Source organism: Martinezella sp. CNPSo 3959 (assembly GCF_057784355.1).
In genome coordinates this window covers 1,356,325-1,372,127 of record NZ_JBXSOV010000001.1, presented here as the reverse complement: position 1 = coordinate 1,372,127, position 15,803 = coordinate 1,356,325, and the positions used below count along the sequence as shown (strand labels likewise).

The window sequence follows — 15,803 nt, the reverse complement described above, 5'->3', positions numbered from 1 at the left end:
TATGTCTGTTTTCGATCCGGTTCGCAGCTTTCGCAAGCTCGCCTATAACAATGCCTTGGCGAATGTCCGGCTCCATCGGGCTTGTGCGGCTCTGCTGCCCGGCGAATTCGAGGCCAAGCGTGTCAGCTTCTTTCCGTCGATCAAAGCAACCCTCAATCATATCCTGACGGTCGATTGGTTCTATGTCGATGCGTTGGAAGGCGGCACGCTGGGCCTCAAAGCTTTTGACATCGAGGAGCCTTATGACCGGCTGGACGGGTTGAGCCAGGAGCAGGCCGACGTCGATCGCAGGCTGGTCGCTTTTTGTGAGGGGCTGACGCCGGAAACCGTGATGCGGATCATCGATATCCAACGCGATGGACGCATCCAGCGAGAGCGGGCGGACGATGTGCTGAACCATATATTTCAGCATCAGACGCATCATCGCGGGCAGGTGCATGCCATGCTGGCCGGAACCAGCGTCGCGCCGCCGCAGCTCGACGAATTCATCGTTTCCGACGATGCGCGTTTCAGAGGCGAGGAATTGGCAGCGCTTGATTGGGACGAAACGAAGCTGATGCGCTGATATCCGCCTTTGGGTATCCCGATTTAGCCAGTGTCTCTATCGTTTGCTTGAGCAGGAGTTTTCCGCCAGCTTGCCAGCCAAGCGCACGGATTTTCGCCGTATCCATGACAGAGACCGCGCCGAGCTCCGCAGGCTGCGGCAGCGCGTGCGGACAGCCTGTCGCGCTCTGGAGGTGGCTAAGGATCTCGTGTGTGTCGGTCAGAATATCCGACAGGTTGAAAGCTTCACCGTCTATCCGGCCGGCTTCCGTTTCTAGCAGAAGACGAACTGCACGACCGAGGTCGCGGCCGTGAACTTCGGTTCCGGCGCGCGACGGAACTGGCTTGCCGCTTAGATAGTCGTCGAACAGGTCATCCCATTTATTGGGGCGAAGGTCGCCATAAACGCCGGTTGCCCTGAGGCTCGCGGTGGCAAAGCCCGGCGTGGAAAGAGCGAACAGTGCGTGCTCGGCATCACGCTTAATTTCGCCATAGAGCGTGCTCGGCTTCAGTGTGGTCGCCTCGGTCAGTTCCTGTCCGACGATGCCATTGCCATAGACGGCGCGCGAGGACAGAAAGATGCAGCGACGGATGCCGGCCTTTTTCGCCGTCTCGAACAGCTTGACAGTCCCATCGAGATTGAGGCGGCGAAAGCTTTCCGGATCATCGCCTTCACCGCCGCGATATTTGCCAGCGACGTGGTTGAAGGCCGCGTGCACGAAGAGATAGGCGTCGTCGAAAGCGCGGCTTTGATTTTCCGCCGGATCGAGGCTCAAAGGAACGAAGGAGACCGGATGCGAAAAAAAACCAGGTGGCGGCGGGCTCCGTCCGCCGATTGCAACCTTGTACCCGGCCGACAGCAACTCCTCGGCGATATATCGGCCGACTAGACCCGCTCCGCCTGAAATCAGGACTTTCATGCCGCTGCTTTCGGATTTGCGAGCGTGGCAATATCGGGCATGTTCCGACCGGAATGGAAGCTATGCCATAGCTCGATCAATGGCTTCAGTTGTTCGGCCTTTGGGTGATTTTCCTCCCAGGGCTTCTCATACTGGTAATGCAGGATCGAGACGCTGTTCCAGTTCCAGAGCTCGGGCATGCTGAACCAGACATATTGCAGCATGTTCATGAAGATCGGCAGCCCGTGCCAATCCGGGAAAAAGGCCTCGAGAAAGGTCTGGTCGGTGCGCCGCCAGAAGACGTCGGGGCGATCGAGGTGCTCCAGCATGTGCCGAAAGGTCGCAAGCGACGGCTTGGCGACGAAGACGCCGGAATTCAGCCGATGGAAATCGGCAAGGTTTTCATAGACGTTCGGTGCGGCGGAAAATTCCGGGTAATCGAAGAGCCGGTCGACGTTGCGCAGCACCAGCGCATCCGCATCGATGAAGACGCAGGTGTCGTATTCGATCAGCTGCCAGAGCCTGAGCTTGCAGAAATTGTCGAGCGGCGTGTGGAAGGAGGGCTTACGGCCCTTGGTGAAGGGAGCCGCCGTATGAAGATTGCCGCGCGCATGCCGCTCATTGAAGGCATCCGAAAGCGGAAGATGCTCAACTTCCACCAGCCGGCAGTCGAGCGCTGCCAATGGGGCAAGGTCGTTTTCACCAACCCCTTCCGTATGCAGCACGACGATATCGGCTTTGGTGCCACTGTGGACGATCGAACGCGCCAGCGCCAGGGCCCCCATGGCGTAATCGGCATTCGTGACGAGCGTCACGAATGCCTGCCCGGCACGCGGTCGCGTTTGTGCACGCAATCCCTGCAGCATTTCGCTTCCCGGCATCATGACACGGACTTTAGCCTCTTGCCCTCGGGATCATGGTTGACTGTCGCGGCGAGATCCTTTGTCCAGGCCGAGACGGCCGGGACACGCGATCGATCGACGCGATAGGCATATTTCCTGGCGACATCGACGATTTCGCCAAGCAGGCCGGCTTCGAGGGTGATCGGCGCCAGCCCGAGATCGAGGAACTTGTCGTTCTTGACGATCAGCTCGTTTTCGGGCGCTTCCTTCCGCGGGTTCGGCAGACGGACGACTTCTGCGCCACTCATCCCGGCGATCATGTCGGCGAGATCGCGCACGCGATGCGTTTCCGTCATCTGGTTGAAGATTTCGACGCGGGCGCCGCGGGCCGGCGGATTCTTCAGCGCCAGCTCGATGCAGCGCACGGAATCCTGGATATGGATGAAGGCGCGGGTCTGGCCGCCGGTGCCGTGCACGGTCAGCGGATAGCCGATCGCCGCCTGGATGAGGAAGCGGTTGAGTACCGTGCCATAGTCGCCGTCATAATCGAAACGGTTGATCAGCTGCTCATGCCGGCGCGTCTGCTCCGTATGCGTGCCCCAGACGATGCCCTGATGCAGGTCGGTGATCCTCAGCCCGTCATTCTTGGCATAGAATTGAAAGAGCAGCTGATCGAGGCACTTCGTCATGTGATAGATCGAGCCGGGATTGGCGGGGTAAAGAATCTCCTGGCTGGCCGTGCGGCCATCGGTCGTCTCAATGCCGACGGGCAGATAGCCCTCGGGGATGGCAGCGCCGATCGTCGAATAGCCATAGACGCCCATCGTGCCGAGATGCACGAGATGCGCGTCGAGATTGAGGTCTACCAGCGCGTTCAGGAGATTATGCGTGGCGTTGACGTTGTTGTTGACCGTGTAGTTCTTGTGGCGGTCGCTCTTCATCGAATAGGGGGCGGCGCGCTGCTCGGCGAAATGGACGATGGCGTCAGGGCGATGCTCGGCCAGCCACTTTTTCAGGAGCTCATAGTCCCTGGCGAGATCGATCAGGTGGAAATGGATGCGACGGCCGGTTTCGGCGTGCCATATGCGGGTGCGTTCCTGGATCGAATCCATCGGCGTCAGCGACTGGACACCCAGCTCGGTATCGATCCAGCGGCGGGAGAGATTGTCGAGGATATGGATCTCATGACCGGCGTCGGAGAGGTGAAGCGAGGTTGGCCAACCAATGAATCCGTCACCGCCCATAACCGCAATTTTCATAGGATCTTCCTTCTATGCCGATCCGCTAACCGGCACGATTCCGGATAGTCGGAGTTTATGACAATTGTTCAAAGCTTGCTTGATGGCAGAACTTCGGCCAAAGAGATGCCGGACATTCAAGGAGATGCGGCAACGATGAACAGCCCCTTTCTGATAGCTGGGGAACTGGAAGCCGGAAGCCACCGGCTGGTGCAGCGAGTCTACTATGAGGATACGGATTTTTCCGGGCTCGTCTATCACGCGCGCTACCTGCATTTCCTCGAGCGGGGACGCACCGACTATCTGCGTTGTCTCGGAGTGGAACAGCGCGAACTTCTGAATGCCGATGAAGAGGGGCTGGTTTTCGTCGTCCATCGCATGGAGATCGATTTCAAGGGACCGGCTCGCATGGATGACCTGCTGACAATCCGCACAGTCACCGAAAAGGCTGGTGGCGCCAAGATGGTGCTGTCTCAGGAAATCCGGCTCGACGAGACACTGCTGATTGCCGCGAAGGTCATCATTGCCGTGATCAATGCAAAGGGCCGTCCGCGCCGCCTGCCGGAGAAGCTTGCCGCGCAAATGCTCACGGCGTCGGAAAGTGCTGGGTAATCAGTAGCCTGGCATGCTCATCGCATCAGGGCTGCCTTGCATAAGGATAGCATGATCGACAAGAGGCGGCTTGCAATAACTTGAGTTTTATGTGAAGGAATTCGCCGCGTAAGCTTTGTCTGCGTTTGTCGCCGGTTTCGTCCGGTCAGTTCTTCCCTGGAGCGAGAATAACCTTCGCCGCCGTTAAATTCTTTATGTTTCGACGCTAACATTCTTTTAACCATAATAGTGTCTTACTGATTATGTCGGAGTTTGTGCGGTGCACGCCTTCCTTTGACCAAATTTGACGGCAAGAAGGCAGTTGTAAGCTTGGAAGGCTTGACCAGGGCGTTCAGCGGCGGCTGCCAAACAATTCTTGTGAGATCACTTTTAGCCGCCCGGTCTAGCACCGGGCGTTTGGATTCGGGGATTTTGGATCAATGGAACAAGTAGCATTGGCAGCGGCCACCACACCGGACATCACCCTCTGGTCGCTCTTCATGCAGGCAGGCCTGGTGGTCAAGCTCGTCATGATCGGCCTGCTGGCAGCGTCCGTATGGACCTGGGCGATCGTCATCGACAAATATCTGAGCTACGCGCGAGCGCGGCGGCAGTTCGATCACTTCGAGCAGGTTTTCTGGTCGGGCCAGTCGCTCGAAGAGCTCTACCGCACGCTTTCGGAGCGCAACAATACAGGCCTTGGCGCCATTTTCGTCGCAGCGATGCGCGAATGGAAGAAATCGTTCGAGCGCGGCGCTCGCTCGCCGATCGGTCTGCAGATGCGTATCGACCGCGCGATGGACGTGACCCTCGCGCGTGAATCGGAACATCTGACGGCCCGCCTCGGATCGCTTGCGACCATCGGCTCCGCCGGTCCGTTCATTGGTCTCTTCGGTACGGTCGTCGGCATCATGACTTCGTTTCAGGCGATCGCCGGTTCGAAGTCGACCAACCTTGCGGTCGTCGCGCCGGGTATCGCCGAAGCGCTTCTGGCAACTGCGATCGGTCTCGTAGCCGCTATTCCGGCCGTTATCGCCTACAACAAGTTCTCGGCCGATGCCGGCAAGCTTTCGGGCCGTATGGAAGGCTTCGCGGATGAATTCTCCGCCATCCTTTCGCGCCAGATCGATGAAAAGCTGCAGCCGCGCCAGGCTGCGCAGTAAGTCGCGGACAGAACCGGAGTATTCACATGGGAATGTCTGTTGGAGGTAGTGGTGGCGGGGGTGGCCGCCGTGGCAGTCGTCGCGGCGGAGGCCGTGGTGGCCCGATTTCCGAGATCAACGTGACGCCGCTGGTCGACGTCATGCTCGTGCTGCTGATCATCTTCATGGTGGCGGCGCCGATGATGACGTCGGGTGTGCCGATCGATCTGCCGCAGACGCAGGCCGGCGCACTGAATGCCCAGACGCAGCCGATTACGATTTCGATCAAGGCCGATGGCCAAGTCTTCCTGCAGGAGACGCAGATTAACGTGACCGAGATCGCCGACAAGCTGAAGGCGATCGCGACGACCGGCTATAACGAGCGCATTTTCGTGCGCGGCGACGGCAAGGCGCCTTACGGAGTGATCGCCGACGTCATGTCCCGCATTCAGGAAGCCGGTTACAAGAACATCGGCCTGGTTACGCAGCAGCAGACAACGGATCACTGACGAACCGACATGAAGCGCAGTATTGCCACATCTGCTGTCATTCACATCCTGGTGCTGATCGGCGCCATGGTGTCGCTGAGTGCGCCGGCGCCGCTTGAGACGCCGGAAAGCACGGCGATGGATGTCGATATCGTGACGGCGGATCAGTTGCAGCAGGGCGAGAAGAAGGCGCCGGTCACAGATCACGCCGCGCGCAAGCCGACGACCAAGCAGGACCAGGTCGCCAACGCCCAGAATACCGGCGAGAACAAGGTGGATATCAAGAACCCGGTCGTGCCGACGCAGCGGCCGGAGAGCGAGACTGCGGCCTTGGCGCCGAAGAAGGTGGATGCGCCCGTTCCGCAGGACGATCCGAGGCCGAACGACGTCAAGACGATCGAGCAGAAGGAAACGGAAGCCGCCCCCAAGGAAGTGGCCGCCATTCCGCAGCAGAAGCCGGACGTGACGCCGACCCCGAAGCCGGATGTCACCCCACCGACCCCCAAGGCCGATGCAACGCCGACGCCGCCAACGCCGCAGCCGACGGAACAAGCCGAAATTCAGCTGCCAAACAACGTCCCCGTGCCGGATGTGAAGCCGCAGCCGACGCCGCCGAAGGCTGCCGAGCAGAAGCCGGAGGTCAAGCCGACGCCGAAGCCGGACGTGAAGGTCGCCGACGCAAAGCCGACGGACAAAACGACGACGCAAAGCACGAGCAAGAATACCTCGGCTGACGACGGAAAGAAGGACGCCGACAAGAAGCGTCAGACCCCGAAGGCCTCCAACAAGGGCCTGGACGATGGTCTCGCCGATCAGATCAACGATCTTCTCAACAACACTTCGTCGAAGGGCGGTGCGAAGCGCTCGTCGCAGCAGGCTTCCGCCGGCGCCGATACCCAGGTCGCTTCGCTTGGCGGCAAGAAGTCGCTTGGTGCCGGCAAGCTCAGCCAGAGCCAACAGGACGGCCTGCGTGATCTGATCCAGAAATACTGGAACCTCCCGCCTGGTCTTGAAGGCGCCGGCGACGTGCGAATCAAGGTGCACTTCAAGCTCGACAAATCCGGGCAGATCGTTGGTCAGCCGGAAGCGACGACCAACGGGGGGCCGGCTTCGACACAAGGTGCCATGCAATCCGCCGCTGTACGCGCGGTCCTTCGGGCGCAATCGGAGTTCATGTCGATTCTTCCGGCGGACAAATATGAGGACTGGCAGGAAGTCGTCGTCAATTTCAGTGCAGCGGATCTGGGGATGTGATGCGGGGAGCGCGGCTTTCGACAAATCACTGTCCCAGTATCGGCATGAGCTTGCTTGTGGCCCTCGGGATGATGCTGGCTGGTTCCGTGTCGGTGCAGGCTTCAAGCGCTACGCAGCAGCCCGGAAATTCGACGGGGGACCGCATCCGCGAGGACGTCGCGAAGAATTGGAATATCGTGCCTGGCATGGTAGGGGCGAAGCATGTTCACGTCCGGGTGCATCTCAAGCTCAGCCGAAGCGGAGAGATCGTGGGCGAACCGAAGGTTACCGCCGCCGGTGGACCCAAGGCGACGCAACAAGCCATGGAGGCCGCCGCTGTGCGAGCCGTGCTCCGGGCCGCTCCGTTCAAAAACCTACCAATAGATCAATATGACGACTGGAAAGAAGTGACGCTTCGCTTCGATGCCAGCGATCCGGCGAATTAATGCTGAAAGGCTTGATACATATGATCAGACAATCCTTCGTCCGCCTCCTGGTGGTGCTAGCAGGCCTGATGGCTGTGGCATCCACTCCGGCCTATGCCGTGGTCGAGCTCAATATCAACAAGGGCAACGTCCAGCCCATGCCGATCGCTATCACCGACCTTCTGTCGAATGATACGCTCGGCCCGCAGATCTCGAGCGTCATCGCCGCCGACCTACAGCGCTCGGGATTGTTCGCTCCGATCAACAAGCAGGCTTTCATCGAGAAGATCACCAATCCGGATTCGACCCCGCGCTTCCAGGACTGGACCTCGATCAATGCGCAGGCTCTGGTGACTGGCCGCGTGACGCAGGAAGGCGGCCGCCTTCGCGCCGAATTCCGCCTTTGGGATACGTTCGGCAACAGCCAGATGATCGGTCAGCAGTTCTTTGCCCAGCCGGATAACTGGCGCCGTGTCGCGCACATCATCGCCGATGCGATCTATCAGAAGATCACCGGCGAAAAGGGCTACTTCGATACCCGCGTCGTTTTCGTCGCCGAAAGCGGCCCGAAGACAGCCCGCAAGACGCAGCTCGGCATCATGGACCAGGACGGCGCCAACGCGCGCATGCTGACCGACGGCAGCGACCTGGTATTGACGCCACGCTTCTCGCCTAATCGCCAGGAAGTGACCTATATGTCCTTCGCCAATCAACAGCCGCGCGTCTATCTGCTGCAGCTGCAGACGGGCCAACGCGAACTGGTGGGCAACTTTCCGGGCATGACCTTCTCGCCGCGCTTCTCGCCGGACGGGCAGCGCGTCATCATGAGTCTTCAGCAGGAAGGCAATGCCAATATCTACACGATGGATCTGCGCTCGCGCACCACGACCCGTCTGACGTCTACGGCCGCGATCGATACCTCGCCGTCCTATTCGCCCGATGGCACGCAGGTTGCCTTCGAAAGCGACCGCGGCGGACAGCCGCAGATCTATGTCATGAATGCCGACGGCTCCAATCAGCGCCGCATCTCCTTCGGTAATGGCTCCTATTCCACGCCGGTCTGGTCGCCGCGCGGCGATCTGATCGCCTTCACCAAACGGGCTGGCGGCAACTTTTCCATCGGCGTCATGAAGCCGGACGGTTCCGGCGAGCGAATCCTGACCTCCGGCTCCTACAGCGAAGGACCGACCTGGGCGCCGAACGGCCGCGTCATCATGTTCTTCCGCGCGCCGTCGGGTGCGAGCGGACCGCAAATTTATTCGATCGATCTCACCGGTTATAACGAGCAGAAGATCCCGACCCCTGGCTTCGCTTCCGACCCAGCATGGTCGCCGTTGCTCGAGTAGCGGGAAGGGCTGCCACGTTATCGCCGCAAAGTCCTGTGAGTGGACCGTTTGGCGACAATTTTAAGACATCATTAACCATACTTGTTGGAATCCGATTAACCGAACCCGGTTACAGTCTGGCAACCCTGATAGAGACTTAAGGAGAGACCGGCCATGAGCCGCACCGCAACCCAGGCCGTTGGCCATATGCAGAACCTCGCCCGCAACCCGATCATGATCGCGCTTTTCGTTGGCCTTTCTCTGGCCGGCTGCGCTTCCAAGAAGGGTCTGCCGAACGATGCCAACGGTCTTGGCCTGAACGGTGCCGGCAATGCCACTCCGGGCTCGCCGCAGGACTTCACGGTCAATGTCGGCGACCGCATCTTCTTCGTTGTCGACAGCTCCTCCATCAGCTCCGAAGCGGCTCAGACGCTCGACCGTCAGGCTCAGTGGCTCGCCCGTTATCCGAACTATTCCATCACGGTCGAAGGCCATGCCGACGAGACCGGCACCCGCGAGTACAACCTTGCTCTCGGCGCGCGCCGCGCTGCCGCCGCCAAAAGCTATCTCGCTTCGCGTGGTGTCCCGGCGAACCGCATGAAGACGATTTCTTATGGCAAGGAGCGCCCGGTCGCTACCTGCGATAACGAGTCCTGCTGGTCGCAGAACCGCCGCGCGGTCACCGTGCTCAACGGCGCCGGCTCCTGATCGTCAAAGACCAATCGAAATGCAAAAGGCGGCCTCGTGCCGCCTTTACTTTTTTGACCACACTTTGGCCGAACTCCGTTGCTTTTTGAGAGCAATTGTAAAAATCTCCTGTTCGAGCCCTCCGGCCCGAAGAATCAATAGGACAGGACGATCCATATGAGAAAACTTGTCGTGGCGAGCATGCTTTGTCTCGCTGCCATCGTGGGTAGCGAGCGCGATGCTTCTGCCTTGTCGTTGTTTGGAATGCATCTCGGAGGCCGCGATGCCTCCGCGCAGGCGGCTCCCGGCAATGCAAATCAAAGACAAGCGCAACACGGCCAGGCACCTGTCATCAACGTTCAAAACAGCGATGCGGAAATGCGCCTTCAGCAGCTCGAAGACCAGATGCGCCAGCTGAACGGCCGCGTCGAGGAGATGAGCTACCAGCTTCTGCAGATGCAAGAGCAGATCCGCAAGGCGCAGGAGGACAACGAATTCCGCTTCCAGCAGCTGGAAAAGCGCGGCGGCGGTGGCAGCGCGCCCGCATCGGGCGGCACGATGAAGAAGAGCGAGGCCGACGCGCCTGCGCAAGGCGGCGTCAAGCAAGACGATATTGCCGGCGTCATCAGCAATTCGCAGAATGGAAACACCACCGGTACACGCGGCGCCGGCGCTGGCAAGCCGCCGAGCGAGCTTGGCTCTATCCAGTTCGACCAGGGCGGTGACCAGATCGGCTCCTCGATTACGGGGGCCAACAACGGTTCGGGTGCGCCGCCAAGTGCAGGCTCCGGCTCGCAGACGGCATCGCTCGGCAGCGAGAACGATCAATACAAGGCTGCCTACGGCCACGTCCTGTCCGGCGACTATAGCGTCGCCGAACAGGAATTCCGCCAATATCTTGACAGTTATCCCAGCAGCTCGCGGGCCGCGGATGCGAATTTCTGGCTCGGCGAAGCGCTTTATTCGCAGGGCAAGTACAATGATGCTGCCAAGACTTTCCTGAATGCTCATCAGAAATATAGCACTTCGGAAAAGGCGCCGGAAATGCTTCTGAAGCTCGGCATGTCCCTGGCCGCTCTCGACAACAAGGATACCGCCTGCGCCACGCTTCGCGAGGTCACCAAGCGTTATCCGAAGGCCTCCAAGGCTGTGACCGGCAAGGTTGCCAGCGAACAGAAGCGGCTTGCCTGCTGACCGCCGTGTCCATTGATGCTGTGACCGGCGATGCCACAGCCATTACGCCTGAAGCCGCAACCAGCGAATTTCTGCATTCTCTCTCGAAGCCTGCTCATATTCTCGTCGCCGTTTCGGGCGGCAGCGATTCCACCGGGCTTCTGATTGCCCTTGCCGAGCGGCTGAAATCCCATCCTCACGACGATATTACCCTTACCGCAGCAACGATCGACCATGGGCTGCGTGCCGCATCGGCGGACGAAGCGCGAGAAGTCGCGGCACTCTGCGCCTCGCGCGGTATTTCCCATTTTATCCGTCGCTGGGAGGGGGAAAAGCCGGGAACCGGCATCATGGCTGCAGCACGTGAAGCGCGTTATGCGCTGCTTGCGGAGCTCGCCTCCGAGATTTCGGCCGATGCGATCGTAACCGCCCACACGTTGGACGATCAGCGCGAGACGATTGCCATGCGCGGCGCGCGGCGGGGGCAGGGCGGTTATGGCACGGGCATCGCCGATGCGGTTCTGTTCGATCGGCGTATCTGGATTGTCAGGCCGTTTCTCGCCTGCCGGCGGGCTGAAATCAGGACCTATCTCGAGACGCGCGATGTATCCTGGCTCGACGACCCCAGCAACGAGGATACACGGTACGAGCGCGTACGCACCCGCATGGACCTTGCAAGGGAGCCGGTGGCCGAAATGCCGGCTGATGGTGGCGCCGATCGCGCCGCGCTTTCCGAGCGGGCTGCAGGGTGGCTGGACGAGCATGTCGCAATCCATGCGGGTGCGCTCTGCGCCGTTGCGCGACCCGGTCTTTCCGCTGATGCAGCGGTCGTTACCTATGCCCTGTCTTATCTTACCGCCATCTTCGGTGGCAGTTCCTATCCGCCGGGGCGTACGCAAATGGAGCGTGTTCTCGAATTTGTGAACGGTGCGAACCTCGGTCGGCGTACGGCGGGAGGCGTGATCTTCGATTTGCGTCGCGATGCGCTTTATCTTATGCGGGAGAGCCGCAATATCGCTCCGGTTTCGGTCCTGCCTGGCGAAAAAGTCAATTGGGATGGCCGCTTTGAAATCGAGAATTTCGGCCCGACCGTAGTCCGCATCAGTGCTCCGGGAGCGGGAAATGCGACGATTTTTCCGGCAAATCTGCCGGGAGGCGTGGTGAAACGCGCCCAGGCTGCGATGCCGTCGATCGCGCCGGAAGGAGGGGACAAGGCGGCGAGCGTCGCGCTTCTACCCCGTCTCGCGCCCTTCGACCGCTTTTTGACACGATTTGATCTCACATTTGCCAATAGCCTCTTGGTCGCTTTCGGGCGTGAAGCCTATAGGCGGCTGCCGATTTCGGCCCTATAGACGGAAAAAACATGCGGCGATGCGGTTTGCCTTGGCAAGGGCTTGGCGCAACCCTATGTTAGGGATCAAGTAATACCGCCGCTTGACGGCGGGAGTTTCAGTGCTGGGGAGTTCGATGAACCCTAATTTTCGTAATTTCGCTCTGTGGGCAATCATAGCCTTGCTGTTGATTGCCCTGTTCAGCATGTTTCAGAACGCGCCGGCACAAACAGGCTCCAGGGAAATACCGTATTCGCAGTTCCTTCGGGAAGTTGATTCCGGCCGCGTTCGTGACGTCACCGTCACCGGCAACCGCGTCGTCGGCAGCTATGTCGAAAACGGCACGCCCTTCCAGACCTATGCTCCGGTCGTGGATGACAGCCTGCTTGAGCGCCTGCAAAGCAAGAACGTCAACATCGTCGGTCGTCCGGAATCGGATGGCTCCTCGAGCTTCCTGAGCTATCTCGGCACGCTGTTGCCGATGCTCCTGATCCTCGGCGTCTGGCTGTTCTTCATGCGTCAGATGCAGGGCGGCTCGCGCGGTGCCATGGGCTTCGGCAAATCGAAGGCAAAGCTTTTGACGGAGGCGCATGGTCGCGTCACTTTCGATGACGTCGCTGGTGTCGACGAAGCCAAGCAGGATCTGGAAGAAATCGTTGAATTCCTGCGCGATCCGCAGAAATTCCAGCGTCTCGGTGGCCGTATTCCGCGCGGCGTTCTGCTCGTCGGCCCTCCCGGTACTGGTAAGACGCTTCTGGCGCGCGCCATTGCCGGCGAAGCCAATGTGCCGTTCTTTACCATCTCCGGTTCCGACTTCGTCGAAATGTTCGTCGGCGTCGGCGCAAGCCGTGTCCGCGACATGTTCGAGCAGGCCAAAAAGAATGCACCTTGCATTATCTTCATCGACGAAATCGACGCCGTCGGCCGCCATCGTGGCGCCGGTCTTGGCGGCGGTAACGACGAACGTGAGCAGACGCTCAACCAGCTGCTGGTCGAGATGGACGGCTTCGAGGCCAATGAAGGCATCATCCTGATCGCCGCGACCAACCGTCCCGACGTTCTCGACCCTGCGCTGCTGCGTCCGGGCCGCTTCGACCGTCAGGTCGTGGTGCCGAACCCGGATATCGTCGGCCGCGAGCGTATCCTCAAGGTGCATGCCCGCAACGTGCCGCTGGCGCCGAACGTCGATCTGAAGACGCTCGCTCGCGGTACGCCCGGTTTCTCCGGTGCCGATCTCATGAACCTCGTCAACGAAGCTGCCCTCATGGCCGCCCGCCGCAACAAGCGCCTGGTCACCATGCAGGAATTCGAAGACGCCAAGGACAAGATCATGATGGGCGCCGAGCGCCGCTCTTCGGCCATGACCGAAGCGGAAAAGAAGCTCACCGCCTATCACGAAGCCGGTCACGCCATCACGGCACTCAAGGTTGCCGTCGCCGACCCGCTGCACAAGGCGACGATCATCCCACGCGGCCGTGCGCTTGGCATGGTCATGCAGTTGCCGGAAGGCGACCGCTACTCCATGAGCTATACGTGGATGGTGTCGCGGCTCTGCATCATGATGGGTGGCCGCGTTGCTGAAGAACTGACTTTCGGCAAGGAAAACATCACCTCCGGTGCATCCTCGGATATCGAGCAGGCGACCAAGCTTGCCCGTGCCATGGTCACGCAATGGGGTTTTTCCGATCAGCTTGGTCAGGTTGCCTATGGCGAGAACCAGCAGGAAGTATTCCTCGGCCACTCGGTTTCGCAGTCGAAGAACGTGTCTGAGGCGACCGCGCAGACGATCGATAATGAGGTCCGCCGCCTGATCGATCAGGCTTATCAGCAGGCCAAGGATATCCTGACGGAGCATCACGATGGCTTCGTGGCGATTGCCGAGGGCTTGCTCGAATATGAGACGTTGAGTGGCGACGAAATCAAAGCTCTGCTTCGTGGCGAAAAGCCGGCGCGCGATCTCGGTGACGATACGCCGCCGAGCCGTGGCTCGGCCGTGCCGAAGACCGGCGCGAAAAAGGACGGCTCGCTCGGTGCCAAGGGTGACGAGCCTGAAGGCGGTTTCGAACCGCAGCCGCGTTAAGGCGTGAGAGGTTCAAACCTCGAAATTGAAAGGCCAGCCCATGAAAATGCGGCTGGCCTTTTTGCTGAAAGGTCGAGGGAGAGGCAATGGGCCGAGCTGCAGACCCTTTGGCTATTGTCATATCAGTCTGAAGTAACGGAAACGCGGCAGGCTGTGGATCGGACTATGTCCGTCATGATCCGATGCAGTTTTTTAGTGCTTATTAATGGTAACGCGGTGTAATAGGCGTTCTCGGTAATTTAAGTGCCGAATTTTACAATCTATGGCATGAGCCAGAAGCATCGATGTTTGCAGTGCCGCGGGTTTCCAAGCGGCGATATCGATGCCGCCGTATTCCTCGCGAGGACGCGGCAACGACAGGAGTGCATATGAAACGCCGTTATTTCGGAACTGACGGAATTCGCGGTCAATCCAACATCTATCCGATGACGCCAGATCTTGCCATGCGCGTGGGTATCGCTGCCGGCACGATCTTCCATCGAGGTAGCCATCGCCATCGGGTCGTCATCGGCAAGGATACGCGCCTTTCCGGCTATATGCTGGAAAATGCCATAGTGGCAGGCTTTACCGCAGCCGGCGTCGATGCCTTCGTTCTCGGGCCTATCCCCACGCCGGCGGTCGCGATGCTGACGCGCTCGCTGCGCGCCGATATCGGCGTCATGATCTCGGCTTCGCACAATCCCTATCAGGACAATGGCATCAAGCTTTTCGGCCCTGATGGCTATAAGCTCTCCGACGATCTCGAAATGAAGATCGAGGACATGCTCGACAAGGACATGTCGGAGCATCTGGCCAAATCGGAGAATATTGGCCGCGCCAAGCGTATCGACGGTGTCCATGATCGCTACATCGAGCATGCTAAGCGCACGCTGCCGCGCGATGTGACGCTGCAGGGGCTGCGGATCGCCATCGATTGCGCCAATGGTGCGGCATACAAGGTTGCCCCGGCCGCCCTTTGGGAGCTTGGCGCCGATGTCGTGACCATCGGTAACGAGCCGAATGGCACGAATATCAATCTGAATTGCGGCTCCACCAGCCCTGTCGCCCTGCAGAAGAAGGTGGACGAAGTGCGTGCCGATATCGGTCTTGCGCTGGATGGCGATGCCGATCGCGTTATCATTGTCGATGAAACCGGCACCATCATCGATGGCGACCAGCTGATGGCCGTCATTGCCGAAAGCTGGGCTGAGAGTCAGACGTTGCGCGGCAATGGCATTGTCGCAACCGTCATGTCCAATCTCGGACTGGAGCGGTTCCTTGACGATCGTGGCATGTCGCTTGCGCGCACGGCTGTCGGCGACCGCTATGTCGTCGAGCATATGCGCCAGCACGATTACAATGTCGGCGGCGAGCAGTCGGGTCATATCGTGCTCTCCGACTACGGCACCACGGGTGACGGTCTGGTGGCTGCACTGCAGATCCTTGCCGCAGTGAAGCGCACGGGCAAGCCGGTCAGCGAAGTCTGTCGCCGTTTCGAGCCGGTGCCGCAGCTGCTGCGCAATGTCCGTATTTCCGGCGGCAAGCCGCTGGAGGATATTCATGTGCGCCAGGCGATCGCCGATGCAGAAAGCGAGCTGTCCCGCAACGGCCGACTGGTGATCCGCCCCTCCGGCACGGAGCCCTTGATCCGCGTCATGGCGGAAGGGGATGATCGCGGTCAGATCGAGCGCATCGTCGGCGGATTGATCGACGTGATCTCGAGCGTGCGCTCGGCTGCCTGAGCAAGCAAAAGACGTAATTGCGGATAAAATAGCATGGCCGTCCTATCGGGCGGCCATTATGTTTTCAGTTTCGGAATGACGGCAG

The 15,803-nt window shown here is 59.8% G+C and carries 15 protein-coding genes; 12 read left to right on the top strand and 3 right to left on the bottom strand.

What is annotated here, in order from left to right; all coding sequences use genetic code 11:
* Position 1 precedes the first annotated feature (1 nt).
* Complete coding sequence (locus AC13RE_RS06835) at positions 2 to 565, top strand: DinB family protein (protein ID WP_488562379.1); 564 nt, start codon at positions 2 to 4, stop codon at positions 563 to 565.
* On the opposite strand, the gene AC13RE_RS06830 is transcribed toward AC13RE_RS06835, so the two are convergent.
* From AC13RE_RS06830 to AC13RE_RS06820, 3 genes are read right to left on the bottom strand one after another with little or no spacing between them, the layout of a single operon-like run.
* Entirely contained in the window at positions 510 to 1,463 is a 954-nt protein-coding gene (locus AC13RE_RS06830) for an NAD-dependent epimerase/dehydratase family protein (RefSeq protein ID WP_488562378.1), read from the bottom strand. The two genes, AC13RE_RS06835 and AC13RE_RS06830, sit on opposite strands and share 56 nt — an antisense overlap.
* A complete protein-coding gene (locus tag AC13RE_RS06825; RefSeq protein WP_488562377.1) occupies positions 1,460 to 2,308 on the bottom strand; it encodes a glycosyltransferase in 849 nt (282 codons plus the stop codon). The genes AC13RE_RS06830 and AC13RE_RS06825 overlap by 4 nt, the downstream gene beginning before the upstream one ends.
* Before the next feature lie 14 nt (positions 2,309 to 2,322).
* Positions 2,323 to 3,543: an NAD-dependent epimerase/dehydratase family protein gene (locus tag AC13RE_RS06820; RefSeq protein WP_488562376.1), complete on the bottom strand. Its 1,221-nt coding sequence runs from the start codon at positions 3,541 to 3,543 to the stop codon at positions 2,323 to 2,325.
* A 135-nt stretch (positions 3,544 to 3,678) separates the two neighbouring features.
* Here AC13RE_RS06820 and ybgC point away from each other — a divergent pair, with 135 nt between their 5' ends.
* The 11 genes from ybgC to glmM all read left to right on the top strand — a co-directional run bounded on the left by ybgC (position 3,679) and on the right by glmM (position 15,718).
* Entirely contained in the window at positions 3,679 to 4,134 is a 456-nt protein-coding gene (gene ybgC, locus AC13RE_RS06815) for a tol-pal system-associated acyl-CoA thioesterase (protein WP_488562375.1), read from the top strand.
* Positions 4,135 to 4,553: 419 nt separating this feature from the next.
* Complete coding sequence (gene tolQ, locus AC13RE_RS06810) at positions 4,554 to 5,276, top strand: protein TolQ (protein ID WP_041677650.1); 723 nt, start codon at positions 4,554 to 4,556, stop codon at positions 5,274 to 5,276.
* Between the two features lie 26 nt (positions 5,277 to 5,302).
* Positions 5,303 to 5,764, top strand: coding sequence for a protein TolR (gene tolR / locus AC13RE_RS06805; protein WP_112399315.1), 462 nt, complete (start codon positions 5,303 to 5,305; stop codon positions 5,762 to 5,764).
* A gap of 9 nt (positions 5,765 to 5,773) precedes the next feature.
* Positions 5,774 to 6,997 (top strand): hypothetical protein, encoded by a 1,224-nt coding sequence (locus AC13RE_RS06800; RefSeq protein WP_488562374.1) that lies wholly within the window; start codon positions 5,774 to 5,776, stop codon positions 6,995 to 6,997.
* A 68-nt stretch (positions 6,998 to 7,065) separates the two neighbouring features.
* A complete protein-coding gene (locus AC13RE_RS06795; RefSeq protein ID WP_488562373.1) occupies positions 7,066 to 7,422 on the top strand; it encodes a hypothetical protein in 357 nt (118 codons plus the stop codon).
* Complete coding sequence (gene tolB, locus AC13RE_RS06790; protein ID WP_488562372.1) at positions 7,422 to 8,747, top strand: Tol-Pal system beta propeller repeat protein TolB; 1,326 nt, start codon at positions 7,422 to 7,424, stop codon at positions 8,745 to 8,747. The genes AC13RE_RS06795 and tolB overlap by 1 nt, the downstream gene beginning before the upstream one ends.
* A gap of 153 nt (positions 8,748 to 8,900) precedes the next feature.
* On the top strand, positions 8,901 to 9,434 hold the full coding sequence (gene pal / locus AC13RE_RS06785) for a peptidoglycan-associated lipoprotein Pal (protein WP_015340980.1): 534 nt from the start codon (positions 8,901 to 8,903) through the stop codon (positions 9,432 to 9,434).
* Positions 9,435 to 9,590: 156 nt separating this feature from the next.
* Positions 9,591 to 10,607, top strand: a complete 1,017-nt coding sequence (gene ybgF, locus AC13RE_RS06780; RefSeq protein ID WP_488562371.1) for a tol-pal system protein YbgF — start codon at positions 9,591 to 9,593, stop codon at positions 10,605 to 10,607.
* A gap of 5 nt (positions 10,608 to 10,612) precedes the next feature.
* A complete protein-coding gene (tilS, locus tag AC13RE_RS06775; RefSeq protein WP_488562370.1) occupies positions 10,613 to 11,938 on the top strand; it encodes a tRNA lysidine(34) synthetase TilS in 1,326 nt (441 codons plus the stop codon).
* Between the two features lie 115 nt (positions 11,939 to 12,053).
* On the top strand, positions 12,054 to 13,997 hold the full coding sequence (ftsH, locus tag AC13RE_RS06770) for an ATP-dependent zinc metalloprotease FtsH (RefSeq protein ID WP_041677649.1): 1,944 nt from the start codon (positions 12,054 to 12,056) through the stop codon (positions 13,995 to 13,997).
* A 368-nt stretch (positions 13,998 to 14,365) separates the two neighbouring features.
* Positions 14,366 to 15,718, top strand: coding sequence for a phosphoglucosamine mutase (gene glmM / locus AC13RE_RS06765; protein ID WP_488562369.1), 1,353 nt, complete (start codon positions 14,366 to 14,368; stop codon positions 15,716 to 15,718).
* Positions 15,719 to 15,803 lie beyond the last annotated feature (85 nt).

Excerpts from the sequence above, each read along its gene's own strand:
- AC13RE_RS06835 (WP_488562379.1), top strand. The coding sequence starts at position 2 with ATGTCTGTTTTCGATCCGGTTCGCAGCTTTCGCAAGCTCGCCTATAAC.
- AC13RE_RS06830 (WP_488562378.1), bottom strand. The coding sequence starts at position 1,463 with ATGAAAGTCCTGATTTCAGGCGGAGCGGGTCTAGTCGGCCGATATATC.
- AC13RE_RS06825 (WP_488562377.1), bottom strand. The coding sequence starts at position 2,308 with ATGCTGCAGGGATTGCGTGCACAAACGCGACCGCGTGCCGGGCAGGCA.
- AC13RE_RS06820 (WP_488562376.1), bottom strand. The coding sequence starts at position 3,543 with ATGAAAATTGCGGTTATGGGCGGTGACGGATTCATTGGTTGGCCAACC.
- ybgC (WP_488562375.1), top strand. The coding sequence starts at position 3,679 with ATGAACAGCCCCTTTCTGATAGCTGGGGAACTGGAAGCCGGAAGCCAC.
- tolQ (WP_041677650.1), top strand. The coding sequence starts at position 4,554 with ATGGAACAAGTAGCATTGGCAGCGGCCACCACACCGGACATCACCCTC.
- tolR (WP_112399315.1), top strand. The coding sequence starts at position 5,303 with ATGGGAATGTCTGTTGGAGGTAGTGGTGGCGGGGGTGGCCGCCGTGGC.
- AC13RE_RS06800 (WP_488562374.1), top strand. The coding sequence starts at position 5,774 with ATGAAGCGCAGTATTGCCACATCTGCTGTCATTCACATCCTGGTGCTG.
- AC13RE_RS06795 (WP_488562373.1), top strand. The coding sequence starts at position 7,066 with ATGATGCTGGCTGGTTCCGTGTCGGTGCAGGCTTCAAGCGCTACGCAG.
- tolB (WP_488562372.1), top strand. The coding sequence starts at position 7,422 with ATGCTGAAAGGCTTGATACATATGATCAGACAATCCTTCGTCCGCCTC.
- pal (WP_015340980.1), top strand. The coding sequence starts at position 8,901 with ATGAGCCGCACCGCAACCCAGGCCGTTGGCCATATGCAGAACCTCGCC.
- ybgF (WP_488562371.1), top strand. The coding sequence starts at position 9,591 with ATGAGAAAACTTGTCGTGGCGAGCATGCTTTGTCTCGCTGCCATCGTG.
- ftsH (WP_041677649.1), top strand. The coding sequence starts at position 12,054 with ATGAACCCTAATTTTCGTAATTTCGCTCTGTGGGCAATCATAGCCTTG.
- glmM (WP_488562369.1), top strand. The coding sequence starts at position 14,366 with ATGAAACGCCGTTATTTCGGAACTGACGGAATTCGCGGTCAATCCAAC.